Source organism: Acinetobacter sp. 1207_04 (genome assembly GCF_052850415.1).
The window spans coordinates 39,809-57,298 of the sequence record NZ_VXCQ01000005.1 but is presented as its reverse complement, the minus strand read 5'-3'; the positions used below and the strand labels follow the sequence as shown (position 1 = coordinate 57,298).

Genomic DNA, 17,490 nt, shown 5'->3' with positions numbered 1-17,490 from the left:
GTGTAAACTCTGATTTATTTGTGGAACTGACAGCCTCCACCAACCAAAGCAACAGCAGAGGCAGTGTGATGTGGTGCTCGAAAAGGGCGTTGTCCAAAACTGTGCTGGGTACTTGCTATAGAATAAATACTCGCAACTTCTAAATTTTCTTGTGCAGTTAATGGTGGCAAAATGCTAGATAGCCTTGAAGCAAGTAAAGTTTTTCCTGTACCAGGTGGCCCTTTAAATAAAATCGAATGTCCACCTGCTGCTGCAATTTCCAAAGCACGTCTTGGGCGTAATTGACCTTTGACATCTGCAAGGTCAAATTTGCAGTTTGGAATAAAGGAAATATCGGGTGATTTAGTTGCATTAATTTGGTGCAAATTGAGGAAATGTTCACATACTTGCTTTAAGTGATTTGCTGCAAAGACTTTAAAATTGGGCAGTTGAGCCGCTTCATCAGCATTTTCAAGCGGTAGCATGAGTTGATGCTCTGCTTGTTGACATGCCATTGCAATATTCAATGTTCCTGAAACAGGGCGTAAATGCCCATCGAGCGCGAGTTCACCAATAAACTCAAAGTTATCAGTTGCATTTTCAGGTAATTGCCCTGAGGCAATCAGAATACCTAGCGCAATTGGTAGATCTAGTCGAGAACCATCTTTGGGTAAATCAGCAGGTGCAAGATTGATGGTTAAACGTTTGGTAGGAAAAAGAAATCCACTATTGATAATCGCAGATCGCACACGATCTTTACTTTCTCTTACAGCCGCTTCAGGTAAGCCAACAATCGTTAGTGAGGGCAGACCTTGACTGACATGTACCTCAACTTCAATTTGAGGTGCATGTAAACCGAGCAAACCTCGGGTATAGATTTTTGCAAAAGACATTATTATTTTCCATTTTTGCTTTATTTTTAATCAAATTTAGTCTTTATTGCACTAAATTTGTGCAATTTATGTATTTTTATTTTTGTAACTGTGTTTCGAGTTGCGCGAGTTGTTGTTGCAATTGTTCTAAACGAAAATTGGCATTATTCAGTGCAATTTGTTGTCGTGTAAGCTCATCTTTAGAAACCAAATCCATTTTGCTGACCGCTTCATTGAGCAAGGCGCGAAGATTATGCTCAAGATCTTTTTTGGGTTGATCAACTTGTTCAAGAATAGCGTGTAAAAGGGTTTCAATCATTTTTTAGTGTTCCATAAATCAGCTTGTTGCATAGCATGAGTGTAACATTGCTTAAACGACGACCAAAGTATTAACTGATTTCTATGGTATTAATTGATAAAAAAATATAAAAAAACAATCACAAAATCTGTATTTTTTAAAACTCAAAGTCAGTCTTCGAGTATACAATAGAATGTACATATTGTTTCTGCTAGATTTGTGAAGCACCCCCAACCGTTTCCCAAATTTGGCACGAAAATTGAACATAAAACCTTACTGGTAAGAAAAGCCGAAGGAAAATAACATGAAGCTCGTAACTGCAATTGTAAAACCATTTAAATTGGATGATGTGCGTGAAGCACTTTCTGAAATTGGTGTCCAAGGGATTACCGTAACAGAAGTAAAAGGCTTTGGTCGTCAGAAAGGTCATACAGAATTATATCGTGGCGCTGAATATGTCGTCGATTTTTTGCCGAAAGTTAAAATTGAAATCGCAATCAGTGATGATTTGGTCGACTCAGTGATTGAATCAATTACTCGTGTTGCAAGCACAGGAAAAATTGGTGATGGTAAAATTTTCGTCACTAATCTTGAGCAAGTGATTCGTATTCGTACAGGTGAAACTGGTCCTGATGCTGTTTAAGTTGGCATAAAGTTTGCAAGTTATGTACCTAAGTACATAACTCAAAAAAATTGGTTGGGGAATCAAATGAAAAAAATGCTGCTCGCACTCAGCTTGTCTGGTGCACTTCTTGGTGGTTCAGTCACTTGGGCTGAAGAAAGTATTTCTGAGCCTACCTCTACTTCTACAGTTGCATCAAATACAGATCAGACAGTTGCAACCACTATTCCATCTATAGAACCCATTCCTGCTGCTATAACTCCTGAAGCAGTACCTGCTGCTGAGCCGACAGTAGATACAGGAGATACAGCATGGGTTTTGGTTTCGACAGCATTGGTTTTGTTAATGACCATCCCAGGTCTAGCACTGTTCTACGGTGGTATGGTTCGTAAAAAAAATGTTTTAAGTACCATGATGTATAGCTTAACTGCTGCCATTGTTGTGAGTCTGATTTGGGTAACGGTCGGTTATTCCTTAGCATTCTCAGGGTCAGGTGCATACATTGGTGATTTATCCAAAGCTATGCTCAATGGTGTTTCTTTTGATGCACTCAGTGGCACAATTCCTGAAAGCTTATTTGTTATTTTCCAAATGACATTTGCCATTATTACTGTTGCTATTTTAAGTGGTTCGGTTGCTGATCGCATGAAATTCTCAGCTTTCGTTGCCTTTATTGCGGTATGGGTCATTTTGGTATACGCACCAATTACACACTGGGTTTGGGCTGCGGATGGTTGGTTATATAAAGCGGGTGCGTTAGATTTTGCTGGTGGTACAGTCGTACATATTAACTCAGGTGTCGCAGGTTTAGTAGCAGCATATTTACTTGGTAAACGTATGGGCTTGGGGCGTGAGTCGATGGCACCGCATAACTTAACACTCACTGTTATTGGTGCGAGTTTACTTTGGGTTGGGTGGTTTGGCTTCAATGGTGGTTCTGCATTGGGTGCAGGGGCTCGTGCAAGTATGGCGATTTTAGTGACTCAAGTCGCAGCGGCTGCCGCAGCATTTACATGGTTGTTGGTTGAACGTTTTGTCCGTGGTAAAGCTTCAGTCTTGGGTGGCGCGTCAGGTGCAGTGGCGGGTCTTGTGGTGATTACACCAGCAGCAGGATTTGTTGGTGTCGGTGGTGCATTGATCATGGGCGTGATTGGCGGAGTCGTTTGTTTCTGGGGTACAACGTCATTAAAACGTCTTTTAAAAGCGGATGATGCTCTAGATGCATTTGGTCTACATGCCGTTGGTGGTGTTGTAGGTGCAATTTTAACAGGCGTGTTTTATAACGAAGAAATTATTAAAGCAGCCAGTGTCGTTTTAGCACCAACTATGCTAGAACAACTTTGGGTACAAGTTGAAGGTGTGCTTGCAACGATAGCCTATAGTGCTATTGTGACTTTCATTATTCTTAAAGTGATTGACCTGATAATTGGTATTCGTGTTGAAGCTGACGATGAACGCATGGGTCTAGACTTGAGTCAACATGGTGAACGTATTGAATAACGATATGTTACTTCAATAATAAAAACTATATATTGTGTAAAACAGCCCAAAAGGGCTGTTTTTTTTCTATATGTAGCGTAAAACTCAACAAATCTCCATTTTTTTGCTACACTTGATTCTTCCATAAAATTTGTTCAATTAAACCGCTATGCATTGTCCATTTTGTAACACCGCAGACAGTAAAGTGATTGATTCACGTCTTGCGGCTGAAGGTTGCCAGATTCGTCGACGCCGTGAATGTACGAGCTGCGGTGAACGATTTACTACATTTGAGAGTTATGAAGTGGTTATGCCACGTGTAACCAAATCAGATGGAAAAAATGAACCTTTCGATGAAGCGAAAATGCGTAGATCGCTCATGCATGCGTTACAGAAGCGTCCTGTCACGCAAGAGCAAATTGAAACGGTTTTAAGTGATATTCAATTAAAAATTCGTCGTTTGGGTGAGAGAGATGTACGCTCACGCACGATTGGTGAAATTGTCATGCAATCCTTGTTTGCACTTGATCATGTCGCTTATGTACGTTTTGCATCGGTTTATCAGGATTTTCAGGATGTCGAAGCATTCCGTCGCCAGATTGAACAAATGCAGCATAACGGTCAGGAAAACTAATTTTTATTCTATGTCATTTTCATATCACTCTTATTGCCAATTGGGAACACTATGTCTGAGTTAAACCAGGATCATTTCTGGATGCTGCAAGCATTGGCTGAGGCAGAAAAAGCTATTTACCGCACTCGCCCCAATCCAGCAGTTGGTTGTGTAATTGTCAAAGACGGTGCGATTGTTGGGCGTGGTGCAACTGCACCTGTCGGTGGTTCACATGCAGAAGTCTTTGCTATGCATGAAGCAGGAGAGCAGGCACAAGGTGCAACTGCATATGTGACACTTGAACCCTGTGCACATTATGGGCGTACACCGCCGTGTGCTAAAGGTTTAGTTGAAGCAGGCATTACTCGTGTAGTGATTGCCTGTGCAGACCCCAATCCTTTAGTTGCAGGAAAAGGCATAGAAATATTAAAACAAGCAGGCATTGAGGTTGTAACAGATGTCTGTACAGCACAAGCCGAAGTACAAAACAAAGGCTTTTTAAAGGCAATGGCAACAGATATGCCCTATGTACGCTTAAAAATTGCATCGAGTTTAGATGGGCGTACAGCGATGGCATCGGGTGAGTCTAAATGGATTACGGGTAATCTTGCCCGTCAAGATGTACAACATTGGCGTGCGATTTCGGGTGCAGTCATTACGGGTATTGAAACCATTTTAGTTGATGATCCTTTACTTAATGTACGTCAACTTGAAGGTGTTGATTTAGCAACTGTTATTCAGCCGAAACGTATAATCCTTGATCGGCAAGGACGTTTGCCATTGACAGCAAAAATTTTACAAACCCCTGATACGGTTATCGTTATGGGGCCTTTTCGCTCAGAACTTGAACAGATTGGCGTGGTACAATTAGAAATACAATCTTTACCAGAACTTTTACAAACACTCAAAAAAATACAGATTTATGATGTGCTTGTTGAAGCGGGTGCGACATTATCCACTGCATTTTTACAAGCAAAATTGGTTGATGAACTGATCAGTTATGTCGCACCGACATTTTTAGGTGCAAAAGCACGAACGATGTTCAATGCGGAGTTTGATCGTATGGCAGAACAACTTCGTTTTAAGCTACTTGATGTGACACAATTGGGTGATGACATTCGCTTAAAACTCATTCCCTTACAAGAGTCCGTATGAATTCAGAATCTACTACGCCAGCGATTTATCATAAGCGTCGTCATTCCGCGCGTACGACAGATGAATATTTATTTCATCAACTTGTGCCGTATTTAGGGAATAAGCGTCGCTTACTGCATTTGATTCTTGAAGCCCTTGAAATAACAGGCACACTGAATAAAGGCGGTAAACGTGCCCCGATTTTTGCTGACTTTTTTGCAGGTAGTGGGGTCGTTTCACGTTTAGCGCGTCAAAATGGTTATCGTGTGATTGCCAATGATTGGGAACCCTACAGTCATGCATTGAATCATGCCATTTTGGCATGTACCGATGCACCTGCATTTAAAGAGTTGGGTGGTTATCAAAAAGCCATTGATTATTTAAACCGTTTGCCTGAAGTCAAAGGATGGGTGACACATAATTTGTGCCCACGTAATGATGACCTTTATGATCCTGCACGTGACCGTTTATTCTTTAAACGTCGTAATGGAATGCGTATTGATGCGATTCGTCAGCAGATAGCAACATGGCAAGCGCAAGGTGCAATTGATGATGTCGAGATGAGTGCATTACTTGCGCCATTACTGTATTCAGCAAGTTTGGTCAGTAATACAAGTGGCGTATTTAAAAGTTTCCATCATGGATGGGGTGGTAAAACGCAAACAGCGCTTGAGCGTATTGAATCATTGCTTTGGTTAACACCAAGTCGTTTTAGTGAAATTGGTGATACTGAGCAAAAAATACCAATGGCAGAAATGTGGTGTGTTGATGCGCAACATCTTGCCAATCAAATGAGTAGTTTTGAAGTGGATGTCGCTTATCTTGACCCACCTTATAATCAACATGCGTATAGCAGTAATTACCATGTCCTCAATTCATTGACGCTTTGGGATCAAACCGATTTACCGACACCTGATACTAAAGGGTTTAAAAGTGGTATTGATCGTGCTTGGCGAAAAGAACGTCCAAGTCAATATAACTCTTCTAAACATGCGCAGGAAGCATATGAGAAGTTATTGGAAACCATCAATGCACGTTATATTCTGACGAGTTATTCAACTGATGGCAATATTGAAGCCAAAGACTTACTGGCTGCCAATTTGAAACGTGGCAAGGTGACGTTATTGACACAAGATGTACCTCGTTATCGTGTCAGTAAACAGCGCCAGTCCGAGCGTGCACGTGTACTTGAGTTTATTGTCATTACAGATACACATGCCAAATCAGGTCCACCTTTGCGTCAGTTGCTCGGGCAGTTGTATCATTTTGCAGAACTTGGTGGTGTCGATACCACAGGGGTGAGTACACAGTTGGCACTTTGGTAAAATGGTGAGAGCCCTTTAAAAAGGTCATTTGGCACCATTCAATACAGTCAGGTATAAATTCCTCAATAAATGAGGTTGTAGGGTAAATTATGTTCACAGGCATTATTGAAAGTTTAGGTAAAGTTGAAAGTTTACAAAGTGTCGGTGGCGATATACGCCTACGTATTCATACTGATCTAGATATGTCCGATGTACATTTAGGCGATTCAATTGCGACTAATGGCATTTGTTTAACGGTGATTGAATGGGGCGAACATTGGTATGCTGCCGATGTTTCTCGTGAAAGTTTAAATCGTACGACATTGGGCAATTGGAAAGTTGGTCAATCGGTGAATGTTGAAAAAGCGATGTTACCGACCACACGTTTTGGTGGGCATATTGTCAGTGGTCATGTCGATGCTGTCGGTGAAATTACAGTTGTTCGTTCAGATGCACGTTCAATATATTATGAAGTGACAGCCCCTGCTGAAATTGCAAAATATTTGGCAGAAAAAGGGTCAGTGACTGTCGATGGTATTAGCTTAACCATCAATCATTTACGTGGCAGTATTTTAAGTCTCAATTTGATTCCACATACAGCAGATCGAACCAATATTGGAACGTGGAAAGTCGGTGCAAAAGTCAATTTAGAAGTTGATATTTTAGCCCGTTATATTGAGCGTTTACTGTTGGGTGATAAAGCTGCTGAGCCTAAAGCAGAATCAAAATTGAGTATGGAGTTTTTAGCAGCGAATGGCTTTTTAAAATAGACTACACTGTAATGAAGATAAAAAACAGCCTAATTTAATTAGGCTGTTTTTCTTTGTCTGTGTTTTAATTCAGCTTATCACTGAATCGAAAATTCTTAAGCGAGTGTGGATTGATTGATTTTTTACTACATTTAGAACAGTTTTTGCCCATGTTGTTGGAAAACTATGGCTTGTGGATTTATGCCATTTTATTTTTGATTGTTTTTGCAGAAACGGGTTCTGTATTTATGTTTTTCCTACCCGGTGATAGTTTACTGATTGCTGTGGGTGCATTGTGTTCAACAGCAGAGTCGGTACATTTGCACTATATGGGATTATTGTTATTTATTGCATCGGTATTAGGCTATATCGTCAATTATTTTACTGGTCGAGTGTTGGGATTTAAGTTTTTTCATGCGCATTCACGAATTTTTAAGCCCGAATATATTCAGAAAACCAATTATTACTTCCAAAAACATGGTGGTATGACCATTTTATTTGCCCGTTTTATTCCATTTGTACGGTCATTTGCACCTTTTGCTGCCGGTGCAGGGCATATGAAACTGCCTGTTTTTATGATGTATAATGTACTTGGCGGATTGATTTGGATTACCCTATTGCTTGGCATTGGTTATGGTGCAGGGAATTTATTATCTTTATTATTTGACGCTATTTAATCTATATTTTATTTAAAAAGCCCTGATGGGCTTTTTTGTTCTCTAGCAAAACATATTTAGTGCTTGATAATGGTTAGTGAGGTATGACCGATGTACGAATTCGTTTGACCTTCTTCAAGTAAAGAAAAATGTCCTTTGTCTGATTCACGGCTTAAAAAAACTGAAATACATTGAAAGTCGGTACGACTAATCAATAAGTCTTGTACGGAAAGCGTCCATTGTTCGCCAGTATGCAGTTGATGAATATGGTTTGATATTTGATTGAGTGTATCCATTTTATATCCCCTAACAATGCAATATGATTCAAAAATTATACATTTTGAATGCCATCATCAATTGAGTTAGCGTTCTTTCAAACCTAGCATTGATGATTTTGGTACTTGGTATGATGATGTGACATAAAGATTGCATTTTGGTGACAGTAAAATGAAACTATTAGCATTAAAATGGATAAGCTAATCTATATTTCTGCTGAAAACTTTGAATTTTCTAAAATGTAATCAATTTCATCTTTTGCCGCAGCTTTGAGTTTATTGCGAAATGCATTCACAGCTTCTTCAATCGAAGTTTCAGCTTCAAGTTCTAAACGTAAACGTACACTTTCAAGCTCGGAAAGAATTTCGTCATCTTGAATACGTGAGCGTGGGTTAGAAAAATCAATTGCAGGATATTCAGGATTTTTGCTATAGCGTTGGCTTTGTTGCGCAATTTCATCATCAATCACTTGACGCAAAGCATTGAGTGATTGGGTTTGTGCATAAAACTGCTGTAATTCATCTTGTTGTAATTGCAAATTATAAGCTTGCTGTTTTGCACGTTTATCTGCTAGTGATTTTTCTAGTGCGAGTTGCTTTCGTATGCGGGCTTCTTCAATGAGTTGTGCTTTTAAATCAGCATAAGCTTGATCGACTTGTAACTGTGCAACTTGAAGGGCTCGTCGGTCATTGTCTATCCACTTTTCAATGCTTGTTGACGGTTGCAACAAATCACAGATACGATTGAGGTCATCAAAAAACGACTGACGTACAGCATTCGGTGCATCAAGCCACCGCTTTTTAAAGTCCTGACCGACATTTAGTGCCACAATGTATCTCCTAGAAAAGTATGAATTTAAAATTCATCTTCATCTTTATAATTTAAAGGTTTGCGGTTGTACGCCAAGACCACGATAAGTTTTGAACTTTTCTCTACCGATGATTTTCGCTTGTTCATCATTTTCGATGATTTCAATAATGTGATCAAACTGGGTCATATTTTCAAGCGCTTGATTGTTAAAATTAAATACAATCCAATCATTTTCTGTTGGTAAATCTGCCGAAATACAAATGGGTGCAGTTGTGTCCTGTATACCATGTGGCAGAAAACTTGTCGGATCAAATGACCATAGCAGCTCATCAAGTTCTTGCTGTACTTTTGGATCAGGGCAATGTAGCCAAATTCGTGCAGATTGACGCAAAATTTTACGACATAAACGACAAGTGCTTTGCACTTGTCGTTCAGGGCTTTTTTCAAACAGATAAAAGCTAATTTTAGCCATTAGACTGTGCACGATTGGCAAGCAATTGCATTAAAAGTGGCACAGGACGACCCGTAGCACCTTTATTTGCACCTGAGTTCCAAGCAGAACCTGCAATATCTAAATGTGCCCAACGGTAGTCACGCGTGAAGCGCTGTAGGAAACAAGCCGCTGTCACTGCACCAGCTTTAGGACCGCCAATGTTAGCGATATCGGCAAATGGTGAGTCTAATTGTTCTTGATAATCATCCCATACTGGCAAGCGCCATACACGGTCAAATGAGTTTTGACCCGCCGCAGTAATTTCAGCCGCAAGTTCATCATCAGGAGTAAATAGACCTGAAACTACTGAACCAAGTGCAACCACACACGCACCTGTTAATGTTGCAATATCAATGACTAATGCAGGGTTGAAGCGTTTGATATAGGTTAGTGTATCGCACAGTACTAAACGACCTTCAGCATCAGTATTTAAAATTTCAACCGTTTGACCACTCATTGTGGTAACGATATCACCTGGACGTGTTGCACTGCCTGATGGCATGTTTTCAGCCGCAGCCAAAGCACCAACAACATGAATAGGTAATTTAGATTCACATAAAGCACGTAGAGTCCCTAAAACAGATGCTGCACCGCACATGTCGAATTTCATTTCGTCCATGCCTGCACCTGGTTTAAGTGAAATACCACCAGTATCAAAGGTGACACCTTTACCGACCAAGACAATTGGTGCTTGGTCAATATTTGACATATATTCAAGGGTGATCACACGACCCGGACGGTCTGAACCTTTGCTCACAGCAAGAAAAGCATTCATGCCTAAGTCAGCCAATTGCTGTTCTTCAAGTACAGTGACTTTCAGTAGATCAGGGAACTCTTCTGCCAGTGCAAGTGCTTGCTCCGCTAAATATTCAGGGAAACAGATATTTCCTGGGCAGTTACCCAAATCACGAGCAAAGTTCTGACCATTTTGTACAGCTTCAATCAGGCTGAGTTGTTGCGCTGTTAATGGTGAATTGGTTGCGATGAGTTCAATATGATTGAGTGCAAATTCATTCTTCTTCGATTTGTACTCATCATAGGCATAAGCTGCTTGAGTCAGGTTCAAAGCAAGTAAATAATGTAGCTCCGAAGGGACAGCTGAAATATCAACACTGATTTTTGCACATTTTTTTTGTGACGCTTTGATAATGGTTTGTGCGATTTTTGCTAACTTCGCTGCTTTTAATTCCGTTGCTTTATCTAGACCAATGAGCGTACTGTTCAATTGTGCAGGAACTTTCCCGATAAGCGGTAAAATCTCATTGAAACCCGCTTTAAATTGTGTCGCTTGAGCTAAAGAATCTAAATCATTGATTTGATATGTTGTTTTAACTATTTGTTGTTGTTCTGAATCGACAAGAATCAACAATGACTGACTCTCTGATGCTGTTGTATAAGTTGTATTGAGCGTAAGTTTCATATGCAGTAACGTGCCTGAACGAGGTTGTAAAACATTAAACCATTGAACCACTGTCAATGGTAGAATTTCAATATGGTTTTATATTTTTAACATTCGGGTAAACTATTGATCCTGCCAAATTAAATTGATGGGCAGTGATTTTCGTTCCGATTAATCCGATTCTGGAAGATTACTTTGATTATAAGACGTTATCTCGTCAAGCAAGTGATGTCGACCTCGCTGGTTGTCATTTCACTCCTCACCCTGATTATGATGGGCGGGCGTTTGATCAAATATTTTGGTGTAGCGGCACAAGGGCGTCTTGATGCGAGTATTTTATTCAGCATCATCGGATATCGTTTACCTGAATTTTTAACCCTCATTTTACCGCTTGGTTTTTTTATTGGGTTGATGTTGGTTTTTGGACGTTTGTACGTTGACCATGAAATGGCGGTATTAAACGGCAGTGGCATAAGTCGGATTCAACTCGGGCGTTTACTGATTCCATTGACCGTGGTGTATATGGCTGTACAGACTGTCTTAATGGTGTGGATGTCGCCGTGGGGTATTCGTCAATTTGATCAATTGACAACAACACAAGCGGTACGGACAGGTTTTGATTTGGTACGTCCTAAAGAGTTTATTTCTTCGGGTGCATATACCATTTATGCGGGTGCATTGTCCGAAGATCGTAAGAATTTGAAAGATATTTTCTTCTATCAGCGTGCGACCCAAGAAGGTAAACCTGATGTGATGATCTTGGCAAAAGAAGCTACTCGTGTGCAAATGGATAATGATACTGCAAGTGTGGTTGACCTATTGCAAGGGCGTCGTTATGAGATTTATCCAGGTACACCGCAGTATTCTCAGGCAGAATTTCAGTCTTATCGTTTACGTTTAGAAAATAATAAAGAAGCTAAATTTGAAAGTAGTGATGTAGAAGCTTTGTCATTTGGTAAGTTGTGGCAAACTCGTGAAGATCCTGTGGTTGCGAGCGAACTAGGATGGCGTATTTTTGTGCCATTTAGTGTCGTTGTGGCATTAATGTTGGCAATTGCACTGTGTGAAGTGAGCCCACGTCAGGGGCGTTACTTAAAACTGTTTCCATCCCTATTGATCTTTGCAAGTTTGATTGTGGCATTGATGGCAGTGAAAACCCGTATTAGTAAAGATGAAATGGGTATTTGGGCATATCCTGCAGTTTTGGCGGTGTATGCTATTGCAGCGGCACTTTTTGCACGTAAACAAAAACTAGCACCGAAGTTGAAAAAACAAATTCAGCGAGTGAGATCATAATGTTAGCACGTCGAATTGTCGCAAAACACGTTACCAAAACGACCTTACTTGCCATGCTAGGTGCAACAGCAGTGTTGTCTGTACTTCAAGTACTCTTTACCTATTTGGCTGAATTAGGCGATCTGAATGATACTTATAGCGCTTGGGATGCATTTAAATTTGTGATGTGGGGTGCGCCACGTTATCTCTATGAAATTTTACCAATTTCAGCGCTCATTGGTGCAGTACTTGGTTTAGGCACCATGGCATCGAGTAGTGAACTGATTGTGATGCGTGCCGCAGGTATTAGCTTGTGGCGTATTGTCGGTTGGGTGATGCGTTCTGCATTGGTCTTGGTTTTACTCTCTTTTGTACTAAGCGAATGGATTGTTCCATATACCAATGAGCAAGCAAAAAGTGCTAAGAGTCATCGTAGTGTTGCAGCATTAGGTGAAGTAAAAGGTTATTGGACACGAGAAGGTCAGCGTTTCATATACATTGACTATGCCAACTCACAAGGTGAACTCAAACAAGTTCAAGTAGTCGATTTTGATCACGACTATCGTCTTGAAAATGTTGTAAATGCGGAACAAGGGCAGTTTGTTAAAGATGGCCAGTGGATTCTGAAAAATTCAGATCAAATGATTTTACAGCCCAATGGTAGTGCGGTTTTAAATCATGCAGATCAACAAGCTTTAGCTTTGGCATTGCAACCGAAATATGTACATATGGTGACCATTGATCCTGAAGATTTAGCACCAAGTCAGTTGGTAAGCTTCATGAAATATATGCATGAATATAGCCAAGTACCGAAAACCTATCAATTGGCATTTTGGCAAAAAGTGGGTTCACCTTTAGCATTGCTGATGTTGGTATTGATTGCATGTTCATTTATTTTTGGACCTTTGCGCCAACAATCGATGGGTTTCCGTTTGGTGATTGCACTCTTTGTCGGTTTAGGATTTTTCTATCTACAAGACTTCTTGGGCTATGCGAGTTTGGTATATTCACCATCTCCTGCATGGTTTGTATTCTTACCAATTGGAATCATGTTCGTGGTTGGAAGTTATTTGCTACATCGTGCGCGCTAAGCATTTAAAATATTTTGTTTGTCTTAATGATCTTTAAAACTAGATTTATTTATAACTTAAGTAATTTGAAATCCTGATCTACGTGATTCAGGATTTCCATGAAGCAAACATTGAGAGAACATAGAGTCTTACTGGGAAATTCGGTAAGATAGAATGATTAACTTGTAAACATTAAAGAGTGAAAATTATGACGGATGCAACTGCTGGCAAAATCCCGCACGTTCTAGTGATTATGGATGGTGTGGGTCATCGTGAAGCGGTCGAAGATAATGCGTTTTTAGCAGCAAAAACGCCAAATCTAACCATGATGCAGGATAAGCATCCGCATAGTTTGATTTCAGGTTCAGGTGAAGATGTGGGTTTGCCTGATGGTCAAATGGGCAACTCTGAAGTGGGTCACATGAACTTGGGTGCAGGTCGTGTGTTGTATCAAGATTTCACACGTATTACCAAAGATATTCGTACAGGTGATTTTTTCGAGCACGAAGTCCTTATCGATGCTGTTGAAAAAGCCAAAGCAGCAAATGGTGCAGTGCACATCATGGGCTTGTTGTCTCAAGGCGGTGTACACTCTCATGAAGATCATATTGTTGCGATGGTAGAGCTTGCACTAAAGCGTGGAGCAACCGTGTATTTACATGCTTTCCTTGATGGTCGAGATACACCACCACGTAGCGCACAGCCATCATTACAAAAATTAGATGCTGTCTTTGCTAAATATCCAAATCAAGGGCGGATTGCGACCATGATTGGTCGTTATTTTGCAATGGATCGTGACAACCGTTGGGATCGTGTTGAGCAAGCTTATCGTTTAATGACTGAAGGCGAAGCAGTACGTATTGCAACCTCTGCAACAGAAGGTTTAGAACTTGCTTATGCGGCAGGGGAAAATGACGAATTTGTCAAAGCAACTCGTATTGGTGATGTTGCGAAAGTATCTGATGGCGACAGCATTGTCTTCATGAACTTCCGTGCCGACCGTGCACGTGAAATTACCAAAGCATTTGTAGAAAAAGACTTTGCTAATTTTGAACGTAAAGTTGTGCCAAAACTTTCTAAATTTGTCATGTTGACACGCTATCAAGCAAGCATTGATGCACCTGTGGCTTATATGCCAGATGCACTTAAAAACTCGATTGGTGAATATCTATCAAGTTTAGGTAAAACTCAACTGCGTATTGCCGAAACTGAAAAATATGCACACGTTACATTCTTCTTTAGCGGTGGTCGTGAAGATGAGTATCCGGGTGAAAAACGTATTTTGATTCCATCGCCAAATGTTGCTACATATGATCTAAAACCAGAAATGAGTGCCATAGAAGTCACTGACGAATTGGTTGCTGCGGTCAATTCAGGCGAGTTCGATTTGTTGGTAGTGAACTATGCCAATGGTGATATGGTTGGGCATACTGGTGTGTTTGATGCTGCGGTTAAAGCGGTTGAAACAGTCGATACTTGTTTAGGTCGTTTGTATGAAGCTGTAATGGCGCGGAAAGGGCATATGCTGATTACTGCCGATCATGGTAATGTTGAACAAATGCAAGATTACGTGAGTGGTCAAGTACATACCCAGCATACCACGGAACTTGTACCCTTTATCTATGTTGGCCCAACGGCTGCAACCATTGCCGACGGTGGTGTTCTTGCCGATGTTGCACCGACCCTATTGAGTTTGATGCAGTTACCTGTACCGAGTGATATGAAAGGTCGTAATCTCATTACATTAAAATAATATTGATATTCAATGCATCGGGTGAATGAATGCTACGGAACTGGAAATACATTACGGTTTTAACAGGTTTATTGATGAGTGCAAGTCATTCACTTTATGCAGCGGAATATGATGATTCTTTAGAAATGGATGATCCGGAGCAGAGCATTGCCGAAGTTCCAGTAGAGTCCATTGAACAATTTGTGCAAATTTATGGCACAGTCAAACAAAACTATGTCACGGAAAAATCGGATGATGCTTTATTTTTACAAGCGATCAAAGGTTTGGTTGGTGGCTTAGATCGATATTCACGTTATTTAAGTCCTGAAGAATATAAACAACTCGTTCAATATACTGAAAGTGATTTGGCGACAGTCGATTTTGAATTGAACTATGATAATCACAATCGTCAGTGGCAAATCAAAAATTTAACTGTAAATTCAGACTCTTATAAATTGGGTCTTAAAAATGGTTTTACCATTTTTAAACTCGATAATCAGGAACTCAAAAATCTGAACAGAGAACAAGTTGAAGATTTATTACATGGCTCAATAGGTTCGACTTTACAATTACAGCTCAATGCCAATAGTCCTGTAATGAGCATTGTGCGAAATAAAAAAATGGATGTGGCTGATATTGAAGCCACGCTATTGCACAACCAAGTCCTTGTTTTGCATGTACGAGTTTTTCAACAAGATACAGCCAATGAAATTAAGCGTTTAATTGAAGAAAATAATCCAAGTAAATTAAAAGCGGTACTGATTGATTTACGCAATAATCCAGGAGGATTGTTGTCATCTTCTGTTGAAACAGCAGATTTATTTTTAAATCAAGGCGTGATTGTTTCGACTAAAAGTCGCTCAGAAGGTGATCAACAATTTCAGGCATTGCCGGGCAATGAATTTCAGAATTTAAAACTTGGTATCCTTATCAATGGGCGTTCAGCTTCGGCAGCCGAAGTATTTACAGCCGCTTTGAAAGAGCATCAGCGTGCATGGGTCTTAGGTGAAAAAAGTTATGGGAAAGGTGTCGTACAAAAGCTCTTTCCACTTGCCAATGGTGCGGCTCTACAAATGACGGTATCGCATTATTTCACCCCAAAGGAAAGCATGATTGATGGTCAAGGGATTCGTCCCAATCAAGAATATGCATGGCCTTTAGATATGAAAGAAGATACTTATTTGAATAATGTTGCAGAGATGTTGATCAAGCATAAATAGCTTTAATTTATATAAAGTTAAATAAAAAATGAGGACAATCATCCTCATTTTTTTATTTAGATGACTTTCGTTTTAGTCATCATCAGTATCGAGTCCAAACTTTTTCAATCGATAACGCAGTGAACGGAAGGTCATGCCGAGTTTCTTCGCAGCAAGTGTGCGGTTCCAATGGGTTTGATTCAAAGCATTGAGCAGAACTTCCTTTTCAACATTTTCAAGGAACTGTTCTAAACCTTCCTCAGGAATTTGTAAGGCATCACTTTTAGCTTTATCTACGGTTGAAATAGGCGTTACAGCCTCGTTGCTGGCTGTGGTGTTATTCGGTTCTGTTTTCTGTAAAACACGCATAGGTGCAGATTGTAAGTGCTGTAAGTCAATCCGATCATCATCGCTCAGTGTAATGGCACGTTCGACAATATTGCGTAGTTCACGGACATTACCAGGATACTGTTGTTGTATTAAAAAATTGAGTGCTTTTTCGGTGAGTTTTTTATTTGGAATTCCCCATTCACGGCAAATTTGCGCTATAAAATGTGCTGCAAGCGCAGGAATATCACTTTTATGATCACGTAATGGGGGTAAAACGATATCCATGACATGAATACGGAAAAATAAATCCTGACGGAATTTACCTTGTTCAACTAAGCGCTCTAAGTCCTGATGGCTCGCACTAATAATACGAAAATCGACTTCAATCTCTTTATCACTGCCTAAAGGACGAATTTTCTTTTCTTGTACGGCACGCAATAGCTTGACTTGGGTTGCCATACTTAACTCGGCAATTTCATCTAAAAATAGACTACCGCCATTGGATGCTTGAATCAGCCCCTGTTTGTCTTGGGTTGCACCTGAAAAACAACCTTTAATGTGCCCAAACAATTCACTTTCGATTAGCTCATCTGAAATCGCGCCACAATTAATTGCGACAAAAGGACAATCACTACGATTACTGAGTTGGTGGATAAGATTGGCAACAACTTCTTTGCCTGTGCCTGATTCCCCCGTAATGAATACTGGTGCTTGTGAGCGAGCAATTTTTTTAATGGCTTCACGAAGTTTCTGAATAAGATCAGAATCACCAATTAGCATACGATGTTCGAGTTGTAAATTTACTTCAGCATCGGCTTGTGGCACATGCAGTGCCTTTTGCATTAATTGATTCAAATGCATTTGATTAATGGGTTTACTGACAAAATCAAAAGCACCTGCTTTAAGTGCAGAAATCGCAATTTCCATATTGCCATAAGCGGTGAGTACGGCAATTGGGGTTTTTGGATAATGTTCAGAGACATGACGAACTAAATCTAAACCACTACCATCAGGTAAGTTTAAGTCGGTAATACAGGCATCATATTTATACTCTGTAAAAAAATAGCGTGCTTGTTGTAGATGATGTGCAATATGCGTTTTTATGCCCATGCGTGAGAGAGTCATTTGCATGAGTGTACATAGGTCAGGTTCATCATCGACCAATAAGACCAAAGATTGCTTTGTTGTCATATCCCCAAA

17 protein-coding genes and 1 pseudogene are annotated in these 17,490 nt (G+C 40.1%); 11 read left to right on the top strand and 7 right to left on the bottom strand.

Annotated elements, in window-relative coordinates; genetic code table 11:
* Positions 1 to 32 precede the first annotated feature (32 nt).
* Together FW754_RS05840 and FW754_RS05835 are read right to left on the bottom strand one after the other, a co-directional pair.
* A pseudogene (locus FW754_RS05840) lies at positions 33 to 872 on the bottom strand (YifB family Mg chelatase-like AAA ATPase); the annotation flags it as partial.
* A gap of 76 nt (positions 873 to 948) precedes the next feature.
* Positions 949 to 1,170 carry an accessory factor UbiK family protein gene (locus FW754_RS05835; protein WP_446324096.1) on the bottom strand — a complete coding sequence of 74 codons (222 nt, stop codon included), beginning with the start codon at positions 1,168 to 1,170 and terminating at the stop codon, positions 949 to 951.
* 283 nt (positions 1,171 to 1,453) lie between these two features.
* Here FW754_RS05835 and glnK point away from each other — a divergent pair, with 283 nt between their 5' ends.
* The 7 genes from glnK (at position 1,454) to FW754_RS05800 (ending at position 7,727) form a co-directional block, all read left to right on the top strand.
* Complete coding sequence (glnK, locus tag FW754_RS05830; RefSeq protein ID WP_139853406.1) at positions 1,454 to 1,792, top strand: P-II family nitrogen regulator; 339 nt, start codon at positions 1,454 to 1,456, stop codon at positions 1,790 to 1,792.
* Positions 1,793 to 1,858: 66 nt separating this feature from the next.
* Complete coding sequence (locus FW754_RS05825) at positions 1,859 to 3,271, top strand: ammonium transporter (RefSeq protein ID WP_409510726.1); 1,413 nt, start codon at positions 1,859 to 1,861, stop codon at positions 3,269 to 3,271.
* Positions 3,272 to 3,419: 148 nt separating this feature from the next.
* Entirely contained in the window at positions 3,420 to 3,884 is a 465-nt protein-coding gene (nrdR, locus tag FW754_RS05820) for a transcriptional regulator NrdR (RefSeq protein ID WP_409510727.1), read from the top strand.
* Positions 3,885 to 3,935: 51 nt separating this feature from the next.
* A complete protein-coding gene (ribD, locus tag FW754_RS05815) occupies positions 3,936 to 5,018 on the top strand; it encodes a bifunctional diaminohydroxyphosphoribosylaminopyrimidine deaminase/5-amino-6-(5-phosphoribosylamino)uracil reductase RibD (protein WP_419346167.1) in 1,083 nt (360 codons plus the stop codon).
* Complete coding sequence (locus FW754_RS05810; protein ID WP_409510729.1) at positions 5,015 to 6,322, top strand: DNA adenine methylase; 1,308 nt, start codon at positions 5,015 to 5,017, stop codon at positions 6,320 to 6,322. Before ribD ends, FW754_RS05810 begins: the two co-directional genes overlap by 4 nt.
* A gap of 89 nt (positions 6,323 to 6,411) precedes the next feature.
* Positions 6,412 to 7,071, top strand: coding sequence for a riboflavin synthase (locus tag FW754_RS05805; RefSeq protein ID WP_409510730.1), 660 nt, complete (start codon positions 6,412 to 6,414; stop codon positions 7,069 to 7,071).
* 110 nt (positions 7,072 to 7,181) lie between these two features.
* Positions 7,182 to 7,727 carry a VTT domain-containing protein gene (locus FW754_RS05800; RefSeq protein ID WP_446324095.1) on the top strand — a complete coding sequence of 182 codons (546 nt, stop codon included), beginning with the start codon at positions 7,182 to 7,184 and terminating at the stop codon, positions 7,725 to 7,727.
* A 56-nt stretch (positions 7,728 to 7,783) separates the two neighbouring features.
* Here FW754_RS05800 and FW754_RS05795 read toward each other — a convergent pair whose 3' ends face one another.
* The 4 genes from FW754_RS05795 to FW754_RS05780 form a co-directional block, all read right to left on the bottom strand.
* Positions 7,784 to 8,002: a hypothetical protein gene (locus FW754_RS05795; protein WP_409510732.1), complete on the bottom strand. Its 219-nt coding sequence runs from the start codon at positions 8,000 to 8,002 to the stop codon at positions 7,784 to 7,786.
* A 185-nt stretch (positions 8,003 to 8,187) separates the two neighbouring features.
* Positions 8,188 to 8,811: a cell division protein BlhA gene (blhA, locus tag FW754_RS05790; protein ID WP_446324094.1), complete on the bottom strand. Its 624-nt coding sequence runs from the start codon at positions 8,809 to 8,811 to the stop codon at positions 8,188 to 8,190.
* A 45-nt stretch (positions 8,812 to 8,856) separates the two neighbouring features.
* Positions 8,857 to 9,264, bottom strand: a complete 408-nt coding sequence (locus tag FW754_RS05785) for a DNA polymerase III subunit chi (RefSeq protein WP_419346163.1) — start codon at positions 9,262 to 9,264, stop codon at positions 8,857 to 8,859.
* The gene (locus tag FW754_RS05780; RefSeq protein WP_409510760.1) at positions 9,257 to 10,705 is read right to left on the bottom strand and encodes a leucyl aminopeptidase; all 1,449 of its coding nucleotides are present in this window, start codon (positions 10,703 to 10,705) and stop codon (positions 9,257 to 9,259) included. Before FW754_RS05780 ends, FW754_RS05785 begins: the two co-directional genes overlap by 8 nt.
* Positions 10,706 to 10,879: 174 nt before the next feature.
* Here FW754_RS05780 and lptF point away from each other — a divergent pair, with 174 nt between their 5' ends.
* From lptF to FW754_RS05760, 4 genes are all read left to right on the top strand, one after another.
* Positions 10,880 to 11,980 (top strand): LPS export ABC transporter permease LptF, encoded by a 1,101-nt coding sequence (lptF, locus tag FW754_RS05775; protein WP_446324093.1) that lies wholly within the window; start codon positions 10,880 to 10,882, stop codon positions 11,978 to 11,980.
* Positions 11,980 to 13,050 (top strand): LPS export ABC transporter permease LptG, encoded by a 1,071-nt coding sequence (gene lptG, locus FW754_RS05770; protein WP_409510736.1) that lies wholly within the window; start codon positions 11,980 to 11,982, stop codon positions 13,048 to 13,050. The genes lptF and lptG overlap by 1 nt, the downstream gene beginning before the upstream one ends.
* A gap of 187 nt (positions 13,051 to 13,237) precedes the next feature.
* On the top strand, positions 13,238 to 14,782 hold the full coding sequence (gene gpmI, locus FW754_RS05765; protein WP_419346161.1) for a 2,3-bisphosphoglycerate-independent phosphoglycerate mutase: 1,545 nt from the start codon (positions 13,238 to 13,240) through the stop codon (positions 14,780 to 14,782).
* Positions 14,783 to 14,811: 29 nt separating this feature from the next.
* Positions 14,812 to 15,981 carry a S41 family peptidase gene (locus FW754_RS05760; RefSeq protein WP_409510738.1) on the top strand — a complete coding sequence of 390 codons (1,170 nt, stop codon included), beginning with the start codon at positions 14,812 to 14,814 and terminating at the stop codon, positions 15,979 to 15,981.
* A gap of 72 nt (positions 15,982 to 16,053) precedes the next feature.
* Here FW754_RS05760 and FW754_RS05755 read toward each other — a convergent pair whose 3' ends face one another.
* Positions 16,054 to 17,481: a sigma-54-dependent transcriptional regulator gene (locus tag FW754_RS05755; protein ID WP_409510739.1), complete on the bottom strand. Its 1,428-nt coding sequence runs from the start codon at positions 17,479 to 17,481 to the stop codon at positions 16,054 to 16,056.
* Positions 17,482 to 17,490 lie beyond the last annotated feature (9 nt).